17 protein-coding genes and 1 pseudogene are annotated in these 19,997 nt (G+C 70.2%); 9 read left to right on the forward strand and 9 right to left on the reverse strand.

Annotated elements, in window-relative coordinates; translation table 11 throughout:
- Positions 1-335 precede the first annotated feature (335 nt).
- Positions 336-1,508, reverse strand: a complete 1,173-nt coding sequence (locus tag AB0P17_RS17385) for a helix-turn-helix transcriptional regulator (RefSeq protein WP_365811798.1) — start codon at positions 1,506-1,508, stop codon at positions 336-338.
- A gap of 124 nt (positions 1,509-1,632) precedes the next feature.
- Here AB0P17_RS17385 and AB0P17_RS17390 point away from each other — a divergent pair, with 124 nt between their 5' ends.
- The 5 genes and pseudogenes from AB0P17_RS17390 to AB0P17_RS17410 all read left to right on the forward strand — a co-directional run.
- Positions 1,633-2,235, forward strand: coding sequence for a toll/interleukin-1 receptor domain-containing protein (locus AB0P17_RS17390; protein WP_365811800.1), 603 nt, complete (start codon positions 1,633-1,635; stop codon positions 2,233-2,235).
- 10 nt (positions 2,236-2,245) lie between these two features.
- A complete protein-coding gene (locus AB0P17_RS17395; RefSeq protein ID WP_365811802.1) occupies positions 2,246-4,465 on the forward strand; it encodes a PQQ-binding-like beta-propeller repeat protein in 2,220 nt (739 codons plus the stop codon).
- 22 nt (positions 4,466-4,487) lie between these two features.
- Positions 4,488-4,913, forward strand: coding sequence for a hypothetical protein (locus AB0P17_RS17400; protein WP_365811804.1), 426 nt, complete (start codon positions 4,488-4,490; stop codon positions 4,911-4,913).
- Positions 4,910-8,800, forward strand: a complete 3,891-nt coding sequence (locus AB0P17_RS17405) for a hypothetical protein (protein WP_365811806.1) — start codon at positions 4,910-4,912, stop codon at positions 8,798-8,800. The genes AB0P17_RS17400 and AB0P17_RS17405 overlap by 4 nt, the downstream gene beginning before the upstream one ends.
- Positions 8,801-8,846: 46 nt before the next feature.
- Positions 8,847-9,008, forward strand: a pseudogene (locus tag AB0P17_RS17410) (ISAs1 family transposase); the annotation flags it as partial.
- Between the two features lie 382 nt (positions 9,009-9,390).
- Here AB0P17_RS17410 and AB0P17_RS17415 read toward each other — a convergent pair.
- Positions 9,391-9,780 carry a hypothetical protein gene (locus AB0P17_RS17415; RefSeq protein WP_365811808.1) on the reverse strand — a complete coding sequence of 130 codons (390 nt, stop codon included), beginning with the start codon at positions 9,778-9,780 and terminating at the stop codon, positions 9,391-9,393.
- Positions 9,781-9,844: 64 nt separating this feature from the next.
- Here AB0P17_RS17415 and AB0P17_RS17420 point away from each other — a divergent pair, with 64 nt between their 5' ends.
- Positions 9,845-11,362 (forward strand): GMC family oxidoreductase N-terminal domain-containing protein, encoded by a 1,518-nt coding sequence (locus AB0P17_RS17420; protein WP_365811810.1) that lies wholly within the window; start codon positions 9,845-9,847, stop codon positions 11,360-11,362.
- Between the two features lie 94 nt (positions 11,363-11,456).
- Here AB0P17_RS17420 and AB0P17_RS17425 read toward each other — a convergent pair whose 3' ends face one another.
- Positions 11,457-12,002 carry a TetR/AcrR family transcriptional regulator gene (locus tag AB0P17_RS17425; RefSeq protein WP_365811811.1) on the reverse strand — a complete coding sequence of 182 codons (546 nt, stop codon included), beginning with the start codon at positions 12,000-12,002 and terminating at the stop codon, positions 11,457-11,459.
- Between the two features lie 97 nt (positions 12,003-12,099).
- Between AB0P17_RS17425 and AB0P17_RS17430 the strand changes: the two genes are divergently transcribed.
- Positions 12,100-12,420, forward strand: coding sequence for a hypothetical protein (locus tag AB0P17_RS17430; protein ID WP_365811813.1), 321 nt, complete (start codon positions 12,100-12,102; stop codon positions 12,418-12,420).
- Positions 12,421-12,632: 212 nt separating this feature from the next.
- On the forward strand, positions 12,633-12,995 hold the full coding sequence (locus AB0P17_RS17435; protein ID WP_365811815.1) for a metalloregulator ArsR/SmtB family transcription factor: 363 nt from the start codon (positions 12,633-12,635) through the stop codon (positions 12,993-12,995).
- Between the two features lie 82 nt (positions 12,996-13,077).
- Here the strand turns inward: AB0P17_RS17435 and AB0P17_RS17440 are convergent, their stop codons facing one another.
- From AB0P17_RS17440 to AB0P17_RS17455, 4 genes are all read right to left on the reverse strand, one after another.
- Positions 13,078-13,449 (reverse strand): hypothetical protein, encoded by a 372-nt coding sequence (locus AB0P17_RS17440; protein WP_365811816.1) that lies wholly within the window; start codon positions 13,447-13,449, stop codon positions 13,078-13,080.
- A gap of 142 nt (positions 13,450-13,591) precedes the next feature.
- Positions 13,592-13,969 carry a metalloregulator ArsR/SmtB family transcription factor gene (locus AB0P17_RS17445; RefSeq protein ID WP_365812010.1) on the reverse strand — a complete coding sequence of 126 codons (378 nt, stop codon included), beginning with the start codon at positions 13,967-13,969 and terminating at the stop codon, positions 13,592-13,594.
- Between the two features lie 115 nt (positions 13,970-14,084).
- The gene (locus AB0P17_RS17450; protein WP_365811818.1) at positions 14,085-15,053 is read right to left on the reverse strand and encodes an XRE family transcriptional regulator; all 969 of its coding nucleotides are present in this window, start codon (positions 15,051-15,053) and stop codon (positions 14,085-14,087) included.
- A gap of 192 nt (positions 15,054-15,245) precedes the next feature.
- Entirely contained in the window at positions 15,246-16,433 is a 1,188-nt protein-coding gene (locus AB0P17_RS17455; protein ID WP_365811820.1) for a S1 family peptidase, read from the reverse strand.
- Between the two features lie 416 nt (positions 16,434-16,849).
- Here AB0P17_RS17455 and AB0P17_RS17460 point away from each other — a divergent pair, with 416 nt between their 5' ends.
- Positions 16,850-17,476 (forward strand): GntR family transcriptional regulator, encoded by a 627-nt coding sequence (locus AB0P17_RS17460; protein WP_365811821.1) that lies wholly within the window; start codon positions 16,850-16,852, stop codon positions 17,474-17,476.
- 109 nt (positions 17,477-17,585) lie between these two features.
- On the opposite strand, the gene AB0P17_RS17465 is transcribed toward AB0P17_RS17460, so the two are convergent.
- Entirely contained in the window at positions 17,586-18,389 is an 804-nt protein-coding gene (locus AB0P17_RS17465; RefSeq protein WP_365811822.1) for a carbon-nitrogen hydrolase family protein, read from the reverse strand.
- A 94-nt stretch (positions 18,390-18,483) separates the two neighbouring features.
- Positions 18,484-19,866: an MFS transporter gene (locus tag AB0P17_RS17470; protein WP_365811824.1), complete on the reverse strand. Its 1,383-nt coding sequence runs from the start codon at positions 19,864-19,866 to the stop codon at positions 18,484-18,486.
- Between the last annotated feature and the right edge of the window lie 131 nt (positions 19,867-19,997).

Raw genomic sequence — 19,997 nt, forward strand, 5'->3', positions numbered from 1 at the left:
GCGCAGACGCCACCAGGCAACAGCCCGACGCAGCCACTACCGACGACGGTCCACCGACGAACCCGCTGGATAGATCACGAAACCGCACTGGAGTATTAGGGGGCAGCATGGTTGTAGATCTCGCATCAGGCGGCGAGGGGGAACGGCCTGAGGACACCCCCCTCGCGTTAAGAAGGCCACCACCGCGTCGGCCAGGTCCAGCGGGTCCAGCCGCATCGACCTCGCGCTGGGCAAGCACGATGCCGTCGCCGCGCAGCGCCGTGAGAGCCCGGGGTGAGATTCCCCCGGGCGACCCGACTACTAGATCTGTCCGTACCGCCAGCCGATCGCGACTGTCAGCCGATCGATAGGGCGGCCGATGCGTCGATGAGGGCGAGTTGGCCCGGGCTGGCTCTCCTGGTTCGAGCCTGTTCCACGAAACGGCCGAGTTCCGCGCGGACGGTGGCCGAGTCGATGCGTTTGATCACGGGCAGCGTGGCCTCGACGATCTGACAGGCGTCGTCGAGGTGGCCGGCACCGGCCAGGGCTGTCGCCTGCCGAACCGAGAAGCGGGCCTGGGAGTTGCTGTCCGCCGGGACGGCTTGCCGGTGCTCGGCGGCGAAAAGGTCGGCGGCCAGCTCGAATCGACGGAGGCTGAGCATGCAGGACGCCTCGATGAGCCGAGGGTTGCCGTTCTCGATGCGCGGGCCCCAGTGAGGGGTCCGGTCGCCGATGGCCTCGGCGGCGTGGCTTCTGAACCGCTCCAGTGCCTCCTGGCAGGCCTCCGCATCGCCACGGCGCGCATGCCCCTGGGCGGCGCGTCGCGCGGCGTGCGCGCGGATCACCGGGTTGGCCGCCGGGTGCCCGGCCGCCTGGTCAGCGAATCCGATCGCCGCACAGGTGTCACCGCGGTGCTGGGCGATGAACGCCTTGCGGACCAGGGCGTACGCGGCCACCGTTTCGTCCCCGCCGTGTGCGCCCCAGCGGACAGCGAGATTCGTCCAGCGCAACGCCTCCGCGGGATTTCCCGCCTCTTGTGCCATCCACCCCGCGTATTCGGCGAACCTCGAGGCCAGCAGCCAGATCTCGGCACGCTGCTCGCCAACGGCGTGCGGTCCGGCGTCCGTCAGGGTCCGCGAGATCGACTTCATCGAAGCGGTGACGAACCTCGGTCCGGTGGATCTGCCGATGTCCTTCAGCTCCAACAGGACCCGCTCGTAGCCGGTGACCACGGGGCCGGCCTCGACGACGCCCTCGGCCCGGGCGCCGCAGCGGCCTGCCCCGGCCAGCTCGACGAGTTCTCCGCCGGTGCCGAGGGCCGCGTCGCATGCCGTGGCCACAGCGGGCGTCGGGTTGCGTAACCCGCTTTCCAGATTGCAGATCTGGCCTTCGGACACGTTCGCACGCCGGGCGAACTCGCGCACGCTCCACCCCCGACGCGCGCGGAGTGTGGCCAGGACGACGCCGAAGTCGCCCGGCGGCAGGCGCGTGCTGGTCGATCTCCCTGCCGTGCTGTCTGCCGGATCCATACCCGCCAGCGTACGGAGCCTTGTGGCCGCTATTCAATCCCCGGCGAATAGCCACCGAGCGCGTACTCCACCCCTAGGGTGAGCACGATTCCTGACGTCAAGGCTTGCCGGAAAGGGGGCAATAGTGCCGCGCATCTTCCTCAGCTTTCGTAAACCGGACTCCCGGTGGATGCGAGACCGCGTCTACCGCGCGCTGTCCGACCGCTTAGGTGCCAACGAGATCTTCAAGTCGGGCCAGTCGATTCCGCCCGGGGCCGATTTCGCCGAGATCCTGCGGCGGCAGGCCGCCGGGTGCGAGCTCATGTGCGTGCTGATCGGGCCAGGGTGGCTCGACGCGCGGGGCGAGGACGGTGTGCGGCTCCTGGACCGGGCTCACGACTGGGTCCGCCTGGAGATCGCGACGGCTCTGCGGGCGGGAAACCGCGTCGTCCCGGTCCTTCTGGGAGACGCGACGTTGCTGCCCGACGCCTCGGCGCTGCCGACCGAGATTGCGGAGCTGGCGCGCCTGCAGTTTCTCCGCGTTCCGGAGACCCATCTGCCGGACGGGCTACAGCACTTGGGCGACGCGGTGACCGCTCTCCTGTCCGATACCGATACCGCTGTCGAACCTGGGCGCGGCACGGCGCCGGCCGCAGATCCTGAGCCGTCAACGACCATGACGGCCCATGTGTCCGGCGGCGGCAGCGCCTACCAGGCGGCGCGTGATCAGACGATCAGGCTGGCGTGAGGGGCGGACGATGGATCATTCCGGAGTAGACGGTGCTTATCGGATCGGGCCGTACGCACTGCTCGGAAGGCAGAGCACGGTCGGCGGGAGCGAAGTGTTCGCGGCCCGCACGGACGAGGGGCTACTCGTCACGGTCACGGTCGTGGGGCCCGAACTCGCCGCGGACCCGGGGTTCCGGGACCGGTTCCGAGCTGCCGTCGAGGCGGCACGGACGCTGTCCAGCGCCTTCCTCGTACCGGTCGTGGATGCCGACGCCGACGCGCCGGTTCCTTGGCTGGCGACCCAGTTCACCGCCGGACTGCCGCTCCGGCAGGTGGTGGACCGGCACGGCCCGCTGTCCGAACCCGCTCTGCGGGTGCTCGCCGACGGCCTCGCCCGGGCGCTGGCCGCACTCCACGCGGCCGGGACGATCCACGGCGGGGTGAGCCCGGACTCGGTGCTGCTGACCATGGACGGGCCCCGCATCACCGCCGTGGGGTGTGCGGGAGCCACCGGCGGTCCGGCGCCCTCGCCGACGGACGACATGTTCGACCTCGGGTCGACCGTGCTGTTCGCAGCTTCCGGAGGTGAGCCGGACACGGGCGCCCTCCCCGTGTCGCTGCGCGAGGTGATCGGCGGCTGCCGGTACCCGGAACCGCCGGAGCGTCCCACCGCGGAGCAACTCGTCGACTACCTGAGGCATCAGGACCTGCCGGCCCTGGGGGGCAGTTGGCTGCCGCCGGCGGTGACTTCCGACATGGCCGCCACTACCGTGGCGGTGGGATCGGCGTCCTCAGGGGGCGGCGACCGGGCCCCGTTTCCTCCGCCGCCGGTGATCGCCGCCGGCACGGGAGTCAGCCGCCGGAAGCTGATCATCGGTCTGGCCGGGGGCGTGGCCGTACTCGGCGGAACCGCGGCGGCACTCGCCTTTTCCGGCGACTCGTCACCGGCAGCCGACGGCCGGGCCGGCGGGCCCGGGGCCACCGCACGGCCGGCCTCTCCGTCAGGCGGGCGATCCACGTCCTCCGCGTCACCGTCCTCGACGGACGGACCGGAACCGGTCGTTCTGGCCGGACCCGACGCCGTCAAAGCATGGTCGGGAGCCGGAAAGAACGCCCCTACCTGCCTGGAAGCATCCGACAAGGTGGTCATGGTGGTCACGGACACTGCCACGTCCTTCCTCGACGCCGCAACCGGAAAATCCGTGTTCCCCCAGCTGAACACGACCAACAAGTTCCGCGCGAGCAGCATCAAGTACCCGACGGCGTACGCGGACGGAGTTTTCTACCTGCTCTGCGACACACCGAGTCAGTCAGGCGTGCTGGCGGCGTTCGACGCCGCCGGCGGGAAGGCTAAGTGGGCGACCAACCTTTCGGCCTACGATCCTGGCGGCGCCACGATTGTGTCGATGTACCCGAGCAACTATGTGGCAGTCGCCGGGGACACGGTCTATGTGTGCGGGCAGGTTCGTCAGCTCGACGGGAAGTTCTCGGTCGAGTCTCCGACCACCGGCTACATCCGTGCGTTCAACGCCGCGACTGGCAAGTTGCTGTGGCAGGTCAAGGGCACGGACATCAACAACGTGCTCGTGCCGTCCTCCGGTTCTCACCTGCTGGCCACCTCGGCCGTCCCAGGCAGGAAACCCGGCCGCGTCCAGATGATCGACGCCGGCAGGAAGGGCGCCCGCGGCTGGAAGGTGTCCGTCCCGCACGCCTCGTTCTACTTCACCATGGGCTGGCCGCTGACGTGCTACGCCGCCGGGCTGTTCCTGTTCGCCGGCGGCAACGGCAACACGCTGTTCGCCGTCGACGCGGCCACGGGCCGCGAGAAGTGGCATCAGCGCTTCGATGCGAAGAACGGGGACCAGGTCAAGATCGGCACCCCGTTCTCCAGCCAGGACGGCGCGACCGTCTACGTACCGGTCGGCAGCGATCTGGCCGCCTTGGCCGCGGCCGACGGCACGCTCCGGTGGGTCGCGGTGCTCGACGGCGCCAGCGAGTCGGGCCGTTCCAACGTGTTCAACGCCTCCCTCAGGCTGGGCGGCAAGAACGCGCAGTGCTCGGCCGACACCGTCTTCGCCACTGACAGCGCCAAGACGCTGTGGGCCATCGACGCGGCCACGGGCAGGGCCCGGTGGAAATACAGGGACCCCGGGCAGCCGGACGTGGGGTTCATGTGGACGGTGGGCGGCGACCACGTGTTCATCGCCTCCCACCTGACCATGACAGCGATCGCGGCCCACGGACGGTAAGGGACAAGGAGAAGACATGGAGATGAGTGTGGAACTTGCCGGCCTGGCATCGGTGGCCGCGGCGCGCCTGATCGATCTGCTCGCGACGGACGGCTGGGCCGCGGTCAAGTCCTCGGTGCTGTCGCTTTGGCGGTCCGCGCACCCGGAGCGCGTCGAGGAAGAACTCGCCGATGCACGCGGCGAGTTGCTTCAGGCACGGCAGACGGGCGACGGCGAGGAGCTCCAGGGGCTGCTGGTCGCCGAGTGGCAGGCCCGCATCATCCGGCTCATGGCCACGCGGCCGGATGCCGTCGATGAGCTGCGCGCGCTGTTCGGCGGGGAACTGCGCGCTGCCGGAACCCCGGAACAGCAGATCACGGGCTCGATGGCGTTGGAGGCACACGTCTCCGGCGGCGACGCGTTCATGGCCGGCCGGGACATGAGCGTCACCAGGGGCGGAGAGGCGTGACGGAACGCAGTACCGGTGCCTCGCCTCCGGACAGGCCGCCCCTCTGGCGGCCGAAGAGTCAGGAGGCGAACGTAACCGGCGGCGGCAGCGCCTTCATGGCCGGCCGCGACCTCCACGTTCGCCTCGGCGACGAAGGGCGCAGAACCGTGCCCGGCCCCGGCGCCGACGACGTGCCGTGCCCGTACCCGGGCTTGGTCCCGTTCGACGAAGAGCACAAGCAGTGGTTCTACGGCCGTGAGCGCATGGTCCACCTCGTGTGCGAGCGGATGGACGCCCGGATGCGTGAGGGCGGCCCGCTGGTGCTGATCGGCCCCTCGGGGGCCGGGAAGTCGTCCCTGCTCGCGGCCGGGGTACTGCCGGCCCTGGACGACGGCCGGCTTCCCGTGGCGGGGTCCAGCACCTGGCGGCGGCTGCTGTTCACTCCGACGGCATCCCCGGCCCTGGCACTGGCGGTTGCCGCCGGGCTCGACGCCGAGACCGCCCGGCGAACGGCACCGGCGTGGCGCGCCGATCCCGCGCGGTGCCTGGCCGAGCTGCGCGAGATCACCGGAGCCGGCGATCCGGCGCCCACCGGAGAGTCCCCCTCCGCGGGCCTGGTCGTCGTGGTCGACCAGTTCGAGGAGATCTTCACGGCCTGCGGCGACGAGACCGACCGGCAGTGGCTCATCGAACTGCTCGACCGTCTGGCCAAGCCCACGGGCGGGGCGGTCGTGGTACTGGGAGTACGCGCGGACTTCTATGCCGCGTGCACGGCCCATCCGCAGCTCCGGGCGGCGCTCCGGGCCGGACCGGTCCTGCTGGAGCCCATGACGGAGGGCGAACTCAAGGACGCGATCCGCCGCCCGGCAGGCAGCGTGGGACTCGACGTCGAAGACGGTCTGGTCGAGGTGCTGCTGACGGAGCTGGGTACGGTCGGCGGACCCGTCGGGGCGAGCACCACGGGCCGGCTGCCGCTGCTCGCACACGCGCTGCGGGCCACCTGGCAGCAGCGCCACGGCTACACGCTCACCGTGGACGGGTACCGCGTCACCGGCGGCATCCAGGGCGCCATCGCTATGACGGCGAACAGGCTTTACGACACCTTGCCGCCGCCCTGCCACGAGGCCGCACGGTGGCTGTTCCTGCGGCTCGTCATCGTGGGACGCGACGCCGACGACACCCGTCGGCGCGTCCGGTACGACGAGCTGCTGCGTCACGCGCCGGACCGGGAAGCGGCCGTAAGAGTCCTGGACGACTTCACTCGTGGCCGGCTGCTGACCCGGGACCAGGACACGGTGGTGATGACACATGAGGTGCTCATCCGCGCCTGGCCCCGGCTGCGGGACTGGATCGAGCACGACCGCAACGGGAACCTCGTACGACAGGATCTGGAGGAGGCGGCCGCCCTCTGGGAACAGGCAAGCCGGGAGGCAGCCGCGCTGTACCGCGGCAACCGCCTGGAAGCCGCCCTCGCCTGGGCCGAAACGCGCGAGCAGGAACTCAGCAGCGTCGCACGGGCCTTTCTGACGGCCGCCCGTCACCACCAGCGGCGCGGGCAACGGCTCCGGCGCGCCGCGGTCGCCACCATCACCGCCCTGGCCGTGGCCGCCTCGCTGGCCGCGGTGTTCGCCTTCCGGCAGGAGTCCCGCGCCCGGGACGCCGCCACCCAGGCCCTGCACTCCCGCGACCAGGCCATCAACGCCGCCGTCACCTCCGCGTCCGTGCAACTGGGCCCGACCGATCCCTCGCTGTCCGCCCAACTCGCGCTGACCGCCTACCGCATGGACCCGAACCCGGAGGCGGCGTCGCGGCTCATCACGACCCAGAACACCCCGCTGGCCACCCGGCTTCCCGGCCCGCGCGGCGCGGTGTACACCGTGGCCTACAGCCCCGACGGGCACATGCTGGCGGCCGGGAACCTCGACCAGAACCTCGTCCGGCTGTGGGACGTCTCCGATCCGGGCCGTCCGATGGCGCTGGGCCAACCCCTGCCCGTGGACCGCTCCGTCAATTCGATCCTGTCGCTCGAGTTCAGCCCGGACGGCCAGATGCTGGCCGTCGGCGGCCACACCAGCCACAACGGCGACGCCGGTTCCGGCGGATTCGTCGATCTCTGGAGCCTGACCAGCCCCAGCCACCCCGTCCTGCTCGGCCGGCCGGAGAGTCCCGCCGTTCAGGGCTTTGACGCCCTGGCCTCCATCGAATCGCTGGCGTTCAGCCCCGACGGCCGTACCCTGGCCGCCGGACGGCACACCGGACTCGTCAGCCTGTGGGACGTCACCCACCCCGACGACGTCAAGCCCGCGAAAGCGCCCCTGAACCTCGACTGCCCCGACGTCTTCTCCCATCGCGTCGCGTTCAGCCCCGACGGTCACACCCTGGCCGCCGCATGCGACGACGACGCCGGCACCATCAGCCTGTGGAACACCACCGACCCGGCCCACCCCGACCGTGGCCGTACCCTGAAAGCCGGGCGTCCCGTCAACGCCCTGGTGTTCAGCCCCGACAGCCGCATCTTGGCCGCCGGATCCCGCGACAGCGTCCACCTGTGGAAGGTCGCGGACCCCGGCCACCCCGCCCCCCTGGGCAAGCCGCTGACGGGCCCCGCCCAGCCCGTCATGTCGGTGGCGTTCAGCCCGGACGGTCACACCCTGGCGGCCGGCAGCGCCGACCGCACCATCCGTCTGTGGAACGTCACCCACCCCGGAGCCATCGTCCCCCTGGGCCGGCCGCTGACCGGTCCCGGCGACGCGGTGACCGACGTGGTGTTCAGCCCCGACAGCCGCACCCTCGCCGCCGGGAACAGCGACGGCAACGTCGATCTGTGGAATCTGCCGCCGACCCGGATCATCGGCGCCGGCGGCAATGTGGCATCCGTGGTGTTCAGCCCCGACGGGCGCACCCTGGCAGCCGGAAACCAGAACAACACTGTCTCGCTGTGGAACACCACCGACCCCAACAACCCCGCTCCCCGCGGTGATCCGCTTACCGGCCCAAAGGAACCGGTCAACGCCGTGGCGTTCAGCCCGGATGGGCGCACCCTGGCCGCAGGCGACAGCGGCGGCACCGTCACGTTGTGGAACACCACCGACCCCAGCCATCCGTTTCGCTTCCGTGAGACCCTCACCGGGGCGGACGGGCTCATCTTCTCCCTGGCCTTCAGCCCCGACGGCGACACCCTGGCCGCGGCCGGCGACGACGAGGCCGGCAGCATCGCCCTATGGGACGTCAGCGACCCCGCAAAGCCCAACTCCCAGTCCGACATCTCCAATGACCACACGAGGTCCGTCCAATCCCTGGCGTTCAGCCGCGACGGCACGATGCTGGCGGCCGGCGGCGACGGCAGCAACGGCTCCGTCGGACTGTGGAGTACGACCGACCCCGGGGTCCGCATCGGGAAGAAGATCGACCAGCCGACCGGCACCAGCACCTGGGTGGCGTTCAGCCCGGACGGCCGCACGCTCGCCACCGGGAACGAGCGCGGCACAGTCACCCTGTGGGATGCCACGGACCCCAACAACCTCACGCGCAGGGGCAGTCCCCTGACCGTGCCCGGCGGCAGCCTGTGGTCGGTGGCGTTCAGTCCGGACGGGCGCACCCTCGCAGCGGCCGGCCATACCGACAACGGCACCATCAACCTGTGGAACGTCACCGATCCTGACCATCCCACCCCCATCGGCCGGCCGCTGACCGTGGAGACCGGATTCGTCGCCGTTCTGGCGTTCAGCCCGGACAGTCGTACCCTGGCCGCCACCACCGACGACGGCGTGGCCACGCTCTGGGATCTGAACGTCGAGACCGCCATCAGCCGTATCTGCGCCGCGAGCTCCGGCGCCCTGAGCCGGCCGCAATGGAGCCGATACGTTCTCCAACTGCCGTACGCTCCCCCTTGTATGACCACCAAGTAGTCGGGGCGCCCGGGGGATTTTTTTCTCACCCGGGCTCCACGGAACCGTCCACCTGCTGTCCGCGCTGCGCGCCGACGGCATCGTGCTTGCCCAGCGTGAGGTCGATGCCAAGAGCAACGAAATCACCGCGTTCCGCCCGCTGCTGGACCCGCTGGACCTGGCCGACGCGGTGCTGACCTTCGATGCACTGCTGACCCAGATCGACCACGTGCCTACGGAGGTGGAGCGGAGTCCGGGTCAGACCACCCAGATCTAGGGGTTCGGTCCGCAAACACCCTCATCTCGCAGACGAGTTGAGGAAACCTCGCAGTGAGCTGGTCACGGACGCCACCTGACCAGGCCAGAACCGGACCGCAATAGCCCACCAGCAATGCGGGCAAATCGCTGTGTTCACTGCCCTGCTTAGCCTGTGCAAGCGCCGCGCAGGCCCGATCATCCCTGCAGGCCAGCGAGTTGTGTCAACAACCCACCAGCAACCAGCAGAGACCCCACTTCAGGTGGGGTTTTTCTGTTTCTCGGACTGTGGCGTGACCGGCCACGTGACCAACAGTCGAGAGTTCCCCAGGTCGGACCAGGGATGACAGGCCGAGTCAGCCCGCACCGGAGGCGGCCGGCCGCCGCGCTCCGTCCTTACGTGGGTGGTCGTACCGGGCCATCGTGCAGCCCGGTGAGTGATGCCGGACGTTGCCGGAAACCTCTACGGGTTCAACATGATGGCCGTTGACGAACAAGACCCCCGACGAACCAAGAAGTGAATTCTCCAGATCGAAGCGGCCGGCGCTTTCGTGGGTGTGACAACCGGCATGGGCCGGTTTATCCGGCCTTTGATTCATATCCTCCCCGGCCCGGCCGATCATGGTGGCCGGCGCCGTCTCGGCGCGGTCGACCTGCGGTGATGGCTGCGGAAAAGAACCCTCGCGTGCCGCTTCCCGAACCCGGAGTTCGGCACCCGGTTCACGCGGGTAGCCTCCCTTTTTCATCGCCTATCGGTCACAGAAACCGGCGAGCAGTCGGTGAGGAAATTCCGGATGAATGAGGGTGGCTATGGAGCAAATCTACGATTACGTCATCGTCGGCGGCGGAACGGCCGGCGCGGTGCTGGCCGCCCGGCTGTCGGAAAACTCCGAAGTCCGTGTGGCCCTTCTGGAGGCGGGAGCCGGAGAGGGCCCTGCGATCATGTCGGACGGGAACCCTGAGGCGGCGGTCGGTCTCTGGGGATCGTCCGTGGACTGGAACTACACGACAACACCTCAGTCAGGTACCGAAAACACTGTCCATACCTGGCCCAGAGGGCGGGTACTGGGCGGTTCCAGCAGTATCAACGGCATGACCCACCTGCGCGGCCACGCGTCAAGCTACGACGCCTGGGAGAAGCAGGGCGCCGTTGGCTGGAACTACCAGGAAATGCTGCCGTTCCTCATGCGCAGCGAGCGGGCGGGAGGCGGGGATCCGCGCTTCCGGGGGCAAGAGGGTCCCATGATCATCGAGGAGCCGCCCGCCGCCGCTCCTCTCGCGCAGGACCTTTATGACGCGGCACTCGACGCGGGTTTCCCGCGCTGTGAGGACGGTAACGCCCCCGAGGCCGAAGGGGTGTTCTGGGCCGAAAGGAATGTCGCCGGAGGCCGCAGGCAGAGCGCCGCGGACGCGTATCTGTTTCCGGTGCTCTCACGGCCCAATCTCACCGTCGTCACCGACGCACAGGTGCAGCGCCTTCTTCTGGACAACGGCCGGTGCAGAGGTGCCGAGTACGTTCGGAACGGCACGTCACACACCGTCCACGCCGAGCGGGAAGTCGTGCTGAGCGCGGGAAGCATCGGATCTCCGCAGATTCTCCTGCTCTCCGGCATCGGCCCCGCCGACCATCTGCGACAGCTGGGGATCCCGGTCCGTGCCGATCTCCCCGGTGTGGGCGCCAACCTGCACGACCATCCCCTGGCCTGGATCTCCTACGGGGTGAAGAAGTCCCCGGTGCTCGGCCCCTCGCGGCAGGCGATGCTCTTCGCACGCACCAGCGGAGGCGGGGATCCCGACATCCTGATGAGCTTCACGCCCGTGGCGCTGCAACCACGATGGGCAGGTGCCCAGGAGGGCTTCTCGATCCTCTTCGGACTGGCGACCCCCACCAGCCGGGGCAGTGTGCGCCTGCGCAGCGCGGACCCCGCCTCCTACCCTCTCATCGACCCCGCCTATCTGGCCGAGAGCGAAGACCTGGCCCGTATGGTCGCCGCCCTGCGCATGGCACGGCACATCGCGCGGGCCGACGCCTTGTCGGCCTGGCGTGACGACGAGACCCTTCCCGGCCAGGAGGTTGTCACCGCCGAAGAGTGCGGTGCGTACATCCGTCACACCGTCGGTACCTACTTCCACCCGGTGGGCACCTGCCGCATCGGCACGGACGACGAGGCCGTGGTCGACACGGCCCTGCGCGTCCACGGTGTCGACGGCCTGAGCGTCGCCGACGCCTCCGTGATGCCCTCGATCGTCTCGGCCAACACCAACGCGGCCGTCCTGGGCATCGCCGAGCGCGCGGCGCACCTCATCGCCACCCGCGCCGCGAGCTGAGGCACCGAAGCCCTGTCGCCCTGGTCAAGTTCACCGAACTCCCGGCCCGGACTCGTCCGGACCGGGAGTTCTCCGGTCGTCCCCCGGACGTCACCTACTGAGCGGTGAGGACCCGCGCCCACGGCTCGTCGATGTCGGCCAGCCCCAGCACGGCGACCACGTTGTCGAGCATTCCGGCGCCGAACCGGCTCCGTACGGCGTCGTCGTCGCCCAGCAGTTGCCGAACGGTGGCGACCTGCTTGGCGTAGCAGCCGCGCACCGCCTGCCCGACCAGCGGTTCGCCGGCGGCGCAGTTCGCGTGCATGAGGAAACGCAGGATGGTCCGGTCCGCGACGAGCGCGGCGTAACCGTCGCGTGCCGCTTGCAACTCGGCCTCGGGCGCCAGGGGCTCACCCGACGCCGGCGCCTGCGCGGTCAGAGTCTCGGTCATGACCACGGACACGTGGTCGACCGCCGCCGCGAACAGGGCCTGCTTGTTGGAGTACAGGCGATAGAGATACGGCTGTGAGACGCCGACCCGATCGGCGATCTCATGCGTCGTCGTACCGTAGAGACCTTTTTGCGCGAAGCACTCGATCGCGGCGGCCACGATGGCCCGACGTCGCTCGTCACTCTTCGTGCTTGTCCCGGCGGTGGGCATGAGCGTCAGTTGAGCATGGCTCCGCAACAGCCTCCAAAAGTCCGGTGCCCCACGGCCGGGCGGCCGGAATTCGGTCACCGGGGAGCGAAGACACGTCGTGGACCTCGGCGAGTACCGGTGCGGACCCGTCGAGAGCGTGCGCGGTACGGTCCTGACCACCGTGGTCGGGGACCGGCCGGTCCTGATCGGCCCCGACCACCCGTACGTCACCCAGGGATTGCCCATGGACTTCCCCAGCGTGGGCCACGGGCAGAACGAGTTCTTCGCCTTCCGGGCGCGGGCGTTCCTCGACCGGATCGCCGGCCCCGACGGGCTGCCGCCCTGTCCACCGCTCGCCCACGGACTGCACCACCTGCGGATCCTCGACGCGGTCGTGGCCGCCGCGCACGCGGACGGCAGGAGTGTCACCGTGGCGTAGCCCCTGCCGTCCGCAGCGGGTCCGCCCGCGCGGAGCGCGTCGTACCGCGCGGCCGGTAATGTGGGCGTTTCCCCGAGATCACCACGCCGGAGTGACGGCAGGCGGGGGTGGCAGCATGTGCGGGTGACAGAACATCGAGGACGGCCCCGGGACAGGGACTTCCGGGTAGAGGCGCGGTACGCGGGGTACGCGCGGGAAATGAGGCAAGGCCGGTGAGCACGCCGCTGTACCAACTGAAGGCCGAGTTCTTCAAGACGCTGGGTCACCCCGTCCGTATACGGGTGCTCGAACTGCTCAGCGAGCGGGAGCACGCGGTCTCCGAGATGCTTCCGGAGGTCGGTGTCGAGCCCGCCCAGCTCTCCCAGCAGCTGGCCGTGCTGCGCCGTGCCAATCTGGTGGTCACGCGCCGCGAGGGCTCCGCCGTCCACTACGCGCTCGCCCATCCCTATCTCGCGGAACTGCTGAGCGTCGCGCGGGCGATCCTCTCCGGGGTGCTGGCGGGCCAGGCCGAACTCCTCGCCGACCTGCGCGCCGCGGACTCGGGGGCCACGCCCCCGCAGGGCGGACCGTCCTAGTCCGTGCGGACCTGCGGGAACTGCGGAACCTCCGGGAACTGCGGAACCTCCGAGAACCGGGGACTTTCGCCCACGCTGTCGCCTATACGTCCACCTCGTTCTCGATCCGCTTCAACTGGTGGCGCGCCATGGCCAGATTGGCGCGCGCCCGGTCCAGCACGAGGTACAGGAACAGCCCCTGGCCGGCCGAACCGGACAGCGGCCGTATCACGTGGTACTGGGAGCCCAGCGTGATCAGGATGTCCTCGATGGCGTCCCGGATGCCCAGCGTCTCCAGGGTGCGCATCTTGGCCCGTACGACATCGGTGTTCCCCGCCGCCGCGACGGCGAGGTCCAGGTCCTTGCTTCCGCCCAGCGTGCCCAGTGCCATGCCGCTGGTGTAGTCGACCAGAGCGGCGCCCTGGGCGCCCTCGATCATCATCGCGTCCTTCAGTGCCACGTCCGCGCTTGCCATGTACCCCGGTCCTCTCGGCCTGATGACTCTCCGTATGACGAGTTTATCGAGTAACGACTTGTACGGGATGGCGAATTGAAGATATCTTCAACTAGAAGACATGATTCCGCTTCTGTCGCCCGTGCGGGCCGGGCCCGGCTTCCTAGGAAACTTCCTCCGGCACTTCCTCCGGTGCCGACGAACGCCGGTTGTCACGGAGCTCGGTGAGCAGATCCTCCTGGCCGGCCAGCAGCTCGACCAGGATCCGCCGCGCCGACCTGAGCAGCTCCGCCACATCCCCGCCGGCCAGCTCGTACACGACGGTCGAGCTGCTCCGTGTCGCGGTCACGATCCCGGCGCGCCGCAACACCGCGAGCTGCTGGGAGAGGCTGGACGGCTCGATCTCGATCGCGGTGAGCAGGTCCCGTACCGGCATCGGCCCGTCCTGGAGCAGCTCCAGCACCCGGATGCGCACCGGGTGCCCCAGCATCCGGAAGAACTCCGCCTTCGCCTGGTACAGCGGAACGCGTGCCCCCGTCACCTGTGCCCCCGTCACGGAACGTCCCCTCACTCTCCGAACTCTCCGGCAGTGCCGCCCGCCGCCCGCCGCCCGACCGCGCACGAAGCGGCCCAGCCTAGACGGCGGGGTGTCCCCGTCACCAATCTCGGCCGGACCCACCGGACTCCTGTTCGGGCCACTCCCAGGAGATGCCGTGGATGCCCGCCGGGCAGCGGCCCGGCGCCGAGTGGACCGTGTGCGAGGCGTCCAGGGCGACCCGGTGGTTGTAGCTCAGCTCCGCCCCCGAGTGCTCCCGGTAATAGCGGTGGCTGACCACCGGCAGCGCCGCCGGATGGAAATAGACATGGAGGAGGTAATCGCGCAGCCGGACGCGGGTGCGGCGTTCGTAATGGTCGTCCGTGCCGTCCCCGGGATCGACGGAAAGGGTGTAGTCGATGACGACCGTCTCGTTCTTCGCGAGTTTCCGGCCGAACCGTATGTCGAGGACGACCGTGCTCACTTCGGGCAGAAAGCGGACGGGGCCGGGAATTCCGCACCGTACCGTGGTGCTGACCGCGCGTGCCCCGCTGTCGACCGTGTGGACGGCGGTGAGCCGGTCCGCGCCGTCACGGGCCGCGCGCAGCACCTGCTGGATGGCGACGGAGCACAGGCGCCGGTGCTCGTCGATGGTGACGGTCTCCCGGATGCTCAGCGTGGTGATGGCCTCGTTGAGCCGCGCGAAGTCGGGGCCGAGGATCTGTTCCGCCAGGGAGTTCTCGCCGAACACGCGGTGGGAGGAGCTGAGGTCGTGGGCGGGCGGCGCGACCCTGCCCCGGGGCCGGTACGGGCCGATCAGCGCGCGCAGCGTCCCGGGCGGCAGGTCGAGGATGGACTCCAGCGCGTCCACGGCGCGCAGCGAATCCGCCCGTTCGGGCTCGCTGCGGCCGCGCTGCCAGTAGCTGAGGGTGGTCAGGCTGATCGTGATTCCCTGCTCGGCGAGCCGGCTGCGGACCCGCTCCAGGGACAGGCCGCGTCTCTTGATGGCCTGCTGGAAGACCTCGGCGAAGCCGGACGGGCCGGACGGGTTGGAGGGAGAGAGAGGAGAGGGATCCGGGTCCTGGTGCACTGGATTCCCCTCCCGGTCGTGCGGTGGCGCCGCGCCGTGCCCGCACGGGCAGGACCGCCCACCGTATCCGATGGGCGGTCCTGGGGGCCGGCGGGGGCCGACCGGTGGTGCGCGACCGGGCCGGGCATGGGCACCGGGGCGGTCGGCGGGTGCCGGCGGTCGGCCGGTGCCGGCGGTTCGCGGTGTCTGCGCTCAGTTGGTGTTCAGCGTGAGGCCGTAGTACGAGAGCGCGTCGTCCAGGGGCTGGAAGTAGGAGGATCCGGGCGAGTTGACGCTACCGGTGCAGCGCTGCGCCGACGGGCCGCCCGAGGTCATGCCCTGGGCCTGGTTGCCGGAGATGTACGCGCCGCCGCTGTCGCCGCCCTGGGTGCAGACGGAGGAGCTGCCGAGGCCGGTGACGACGGTGTTGGGGCCGCCGTTGGGGTCGCTGTAGGTGACGGTCACGTTGTACGAGTTGACCTTGCCGCAGGTCCAGAAGGTCGTACGGCCCGACTTGCACAGGGCCGCGCCGGAGGCGGCCCGCTTGCTGCCCTGGACGGCGACGGTGCCCGCGCTGCCGTACGTGCCGACCTGCGTGGCTATGGAGTTGCCCGAGTCCACGGCCGCGATGCCCATGTCGACACTGCGGCTGCCGACGGCGAAGCGGGTGCTGGTTCCCTTGGCGAAGCGCGTGCCCTTGTACGACAGGACGGGCAGGTCCTCGATGCAGTGGCCGGCGGTGACGAGGTACTGGCGTCCCGACGCGTCCCGGGCGCCGTATCCGACCGAGCAGACATAGCCGTTGAAGGACATCTCGTCGCCCGGGGTGACGACGGCCTGCGTGGACAGCTCGTCCTTGCCCTCGATCACGCGGACGGCGTCGCCGTGGGCCCGCGCGGCCTTGAGGAAGGACTTCGCCGCCGCGCTCTTCGCGTTGTTGACCTCGACGGTGACGGTGTCGGAGGCGATATCCACCGACCAGGCGGTGACGCCGGCCGGAGTCTGCCGCAGCGCCTTGGAGTCCAGCTCTGCCTTGATACGGTCCAGCGCGGCCTGGCCGTGCTCGGCCGTACGCGGGGTCAGGCCCGCGTCCTCGATGCGCTGCCCGGCGCGGGCGTCGGCGGCGTTGACGACGAGGGTGCCGGCTCTGTCGAAGAACGCGCCGTCCGTCGCGACCCCCTGCCGGTCCAGCTCCGAGAGTTCGGCCTGCTGGTCCGCCTGACGGTCCAGCTGGTCGACCGCCGCCGTCTCGCTGACTCCGAGCGAGGTGGCCAGGGCCTTGACCATCGCCGGGTCGTAGCGCTCGGCGGTCTGTTCGCCCGCCTGGGCTCCGGTCACGACGGTGACGGAGAGCAGCGCGCCCGCGGCCGCGGCCGCGAGAATGTTCCGGGAGACTCGCACAGTCATTCCTTCCGGTTCACGGAACACACGGCCGTGCATGGGGGGAGGAAACAGGCGTGGGGAAGCCGGTTTCACAGAAGGGGGGAGCCGTGTGTCCGGCGGCAACCAGGTTGCCCGGTTACCGCGTTGGGAACTCTGGCCTATTTTCTCGGGCCGGTTCAAGGGAGTTCCGTCGGCTGAAATTCAACAGAGTTGACCCGCACTGTTGAAACGGCCCCGGAAGAAAGGAAAGAGGAGAACATAACGGGCGAGGGGCGCGGTGAATGTGCCCAATTGGCGTGCTCGTGGTACTCGCCACCACACTCGCCACCACACCCGTGCGCCGGGCTTCGCGCATACGGGCATGCCGCGACGCGGGTGCGCGGCCGCGCGTGGTAGATTTTGTATACTCATTGTATGCAACCGTGGGGGCAGTCGTGACGTCAGGCCGCGAGAAGGCGTACGCGTTCCTCAAGGAGGAAGTCCTCACCGACCCCGATCTCCAGGGCGAGTTCCTCTCCGAGCAGGAGATCGCGGACCGTATCGGTGTCTCCCGCACCCCCATCCGCGAGGCTTTGCTGCTGCTCGCCGCCGAGGATCTGGTCCGGCTGGTCCCCAAGCGCGGCGCGCAGATCGTGCCGCTCTCCGGGCGGGAGATCACCGAACTGATGGAGCTGCGCGGCATCGTCGAGCGGTACGCGGCCGAGCGCGTCGTCCCGGGCGGACAGGCCCCCGTGGCGGAGCTGACCGCGCTGCTGGAGCGGCAGCGCACGCTGAGCGGTCCCGAGCACGCCAAGGAATTCATCGCCGTGGACCACCAGTTCCACGCGTCGATGGTCGCCGCCGTGGGCAACGAACTGCTCGCCCGCCACTACGACGGGCTGCGCAGCCGGCAGATCAGGGCCGGAGTGGTGGCGCTCTACAACCGGCAGGGCCGGCAGGAGGCCGTGCTGCGCGAACACCGGGCGATCCTGGCCGCGATCGCCGACGGTGACGCGGGGGCCGCGTGCACCGCGATCGACAGCCATCTGGAGACGACCCTCAGGGTTCTGCTCGCCGGCTAGTGCCAAGCCCGCAGGCCGGCCCGGATGCCGTAGCCCGGACGCAATAGCCCGGGTGCCGGGCCTGCTCCGGGCCCTGTCCCGTTCGTCGGACAGGACCCGGAGCGGTATCTCAGCCCCGCTCGGCCAGACGCCGGTTGGCCAGTACGGGAATGGCCCGGCGGACTGCCGTGACCTCGTCCGGGTCGAGGTCGGCCAGCAGCATCCCCGGTGCCGCGCCGAGTGACTGCCGTACGGTCCCGTCGGGGCCGATGACCGCGCTGTGGCCGATGCCGGTGGGCGCGTTCGAGACCCCCACCGCGCCGGAGGCCGCCGGGTCGGCCTGGCCCACGGCGGCGAGCCAGAGGGTCGCGTCGAGCGCGCGGGCCCGCGTCAGCAGCTCCCACTGCTCACGCTTGCCGGGCCCCGCTCCCCAGGACGCGAGGAGCAGCGAAACGACCGCGCCCGCGTCCGCGTGGGCCCGGAACAGCTCGGGGAAGCGGACGTCGTAACAGGTCGCGAGGCCGATCCGGACACCGTCCACGTCGATGGTGACGACCTCGGAGCCGGGCGCCACGCTGTCCGACTCGGCGTAGCCGAAGGCGTCGTAGAGGTGGATCTTGTCGTACGACGCCTCCACCCCGGGGCCGGTGGCCAGCAGTGTGTTGGCCACCTTGCCGTCGGGCGCGGGGGTGAACATCCCCGCGACCACCACCAGCCCGGTGTCCTTGGCGATCCCGCGGACCTCCTCGGCCCAGGGGCCGTCGAGCGGCTCGGCCACCGGGGCGAGCGGGGTGCCGAAGCAGGCCATCGAGGCTTCGGGGAAGACGACGGCGCGGGCGCCGCCGTCCGCCGCGCGACGGGCCTCTTCGCGGAGCAGCCCGAGGTTCGTCTCGGGGTCGGGGCCGGTGGTGAGCTGGCTCAGCGCGATGCGCATGGGCGGTTCCTTCCGGGTGTACGGGGTGGTCCGGTCAGCGGGTGGTCCGGCAGAGGTGGTCCGGCAGAGGTGGTCCGGTCGGCGGGCGGTGCGGTCAGCGGGTGGCCGCACCGTCCGGTCGTACGGACCCGTCCGCGGTGTCCGCCGGGGCGGCCGGCGGGCCCAGCGGTTCCTCCTCGTCGGCGTCCGTTCCGTCCCGGCCCAGCCACACGCCGCCGATCGTGACCACCGCGGTGAGCACGATGTAGAGCGCCAGCGGGATCCACGAGTCGTAGGCGTCGAGCAGCGCCGTGAACAGCAGCGGCGCCACCGCCCCGCCCACGACCCCGGCCAGGGTGTAGGCGAGCGAGGAGCCGGTGTAGCGCAGCCGCGGGGAGAACTGCTCGGAGATGAAGGCCGCCTGCGGCCCGTACATCAGCGAGTGGATGGCGAGCGCGACCACCACGCCGAGGGTGAGCAGCGGCCAGCTCCCGCCGGAGGTCAGCGGGAAGAACACGAACGGCCACACCCCGGCCGCGGCCGCGGAGAGCCCGTACAGCAGACGTCGGTTGACCCGGTCGGAGAGGGCCCCGGCCAGCGGGATGAGGAAGAGCTGGAAGGTGGAGCCGATCAGGACGGCGGCCAGCGCCGAACCGCGGGACATGTCGAGTTCGGTGGTCGCGTACGTCAGCACGAAGACGGTGAACAGCGCGTACAGCACGTCCGGGGCGATCCGGCTGAGGATCGCGGCGGCCAGCGCCCGCGGATGGGTGGCGAAGACCTCCCTGATCGGCGCCTCGGGGCGCTTCTCCGCCGCCTCCATGGCCAGGAAGACCGGGGTCTCCTCCAGCTTCGTACGGATCCACAGCCCGAAGACGACCAGGACCCCGGAGAGCAGGAACGCCACCCGCCAGCCCCAGCTCATGAACTGGTCCTCGGTGAGCAGCAGGCCCAGGGCCGCGAGGACGCCGTTGGCCAGCAGATTGCCGGCCGGCGGACCGACCTGCGCGGCCGAGGCGTAGAAGCCGCGCCGCCGCGGATCGCCGAACTCGCTGGACAGCAGCACGGCGCCGCCCCACTCGCCGCCGACGCCGACGCCCTGCGCGAAGCGGAGGATCACCAGCACGATCGGGGCGGTCACACCGATCGTCGCGTACGACGGGAGCAGACCGATGAAGAGGGTCGCGACGCCGATCAGGACGAGCGTCGCGATGAGCACCTTCTTGCGGCCGATCCGGTCACCGAGGCGGCCGAAGACGAAGCCGCCCAGTGGGCGGGACACATAGCCCACGGCATACGTGGAGAAGGCCAGGAGGGTGCCGGTGGCCGGGTCCTCGGAGGGGAAGAAGACCTCGCCGAAGACCAGGGCGGCGGCCACGGAGTAGATGGCGAAGTCGTACCACTCCAGGGCGGTTCCGGTGAGGCTGGCGAAGAAGGCGCGGCGGACCGCCGAGCCGCCGGGCGGGGGCTGATCCGTACGCGTACTGGTGTGGTTCACGACATCCGTCCTTGGGTGGGTTGCGCCGCCATCGGGGGAGGGCGCACTGTCGACCTTCCGGCATACTTCTTGTATACAGGTGGTATGCGCAAGCCTTCCGCGCAAAGTTAACCTCGCCGATACCGCGAACG

The sequence above is a fragment of the Streptomyces sp. NPDC088124 genome (assembly GCF_040685895.1).
Classification (GTDB): Bacteria; Actinomycetota; Actinomycetes; order Streptomycetales; family Streptomycetaceae; genus Streptomyces.

Bases quoted from the DNA above. Each gene is read 5' to 3' on its own strand.
- AB0P17_RS17385 (WP_365811798.1), bottom strand. From the start codon at position 1,508: ATGGATCCGGCAGACAGCACGGCAGGGAGATCGACCAGCACGCGCCTG.
- AB0P17_RS17395 (WP_365811802.1), top strand. From the start codon at position 2,246: ATGGATCATTCCGGAGTAGACGGTGCTTATCGGATCGGGCCGTACGCA.
- AB0P17_RS17400 (WP_365811804.1), top strand. From the start codon at position 4,488: ATGAGTGTGGAACTTGCCGGCCTGGCATCGGTGGCCGCGGCGCGCCTG.
- AB0P17_RS17415 (WP_365811808.1), bottom strand. From the start codon at position 9,780: ATGAAAAAGGGAGGCTACCCGCGTGAACCGGGTGCCGAACTCCGGGTT.
- AB0P17_RS17420 (WP_365811810.1), top strand. From the start codon at position 9,845: ATGGAGCAAATCTACGATTACGTCATCGTCGGCGGCGGAACGGCCGGC.
- AB0P17_RS17425 (WP_365811811.1), bottom strand. From the start codon at position 12,002: ATGCCCACCGCCGGGACAAGCACGAAGAGTGACGAGCGACGTCGGGCC.
- AB0P17_RS17440 (WP_365811816.1), bottom strand. From the start codon at position 13,449: ATGGCAAGCGCGGACGTGGCACTGAAGGACGCGATGATGATCGAGGGC.
- AB0P17_RS17465 (WP_365811822.1), bottom strand. From the start codon at position 18,389: ATGCGCATCGCGCTGAGCCAGCTCACCACCGGCCCCGACCCCGAGACG.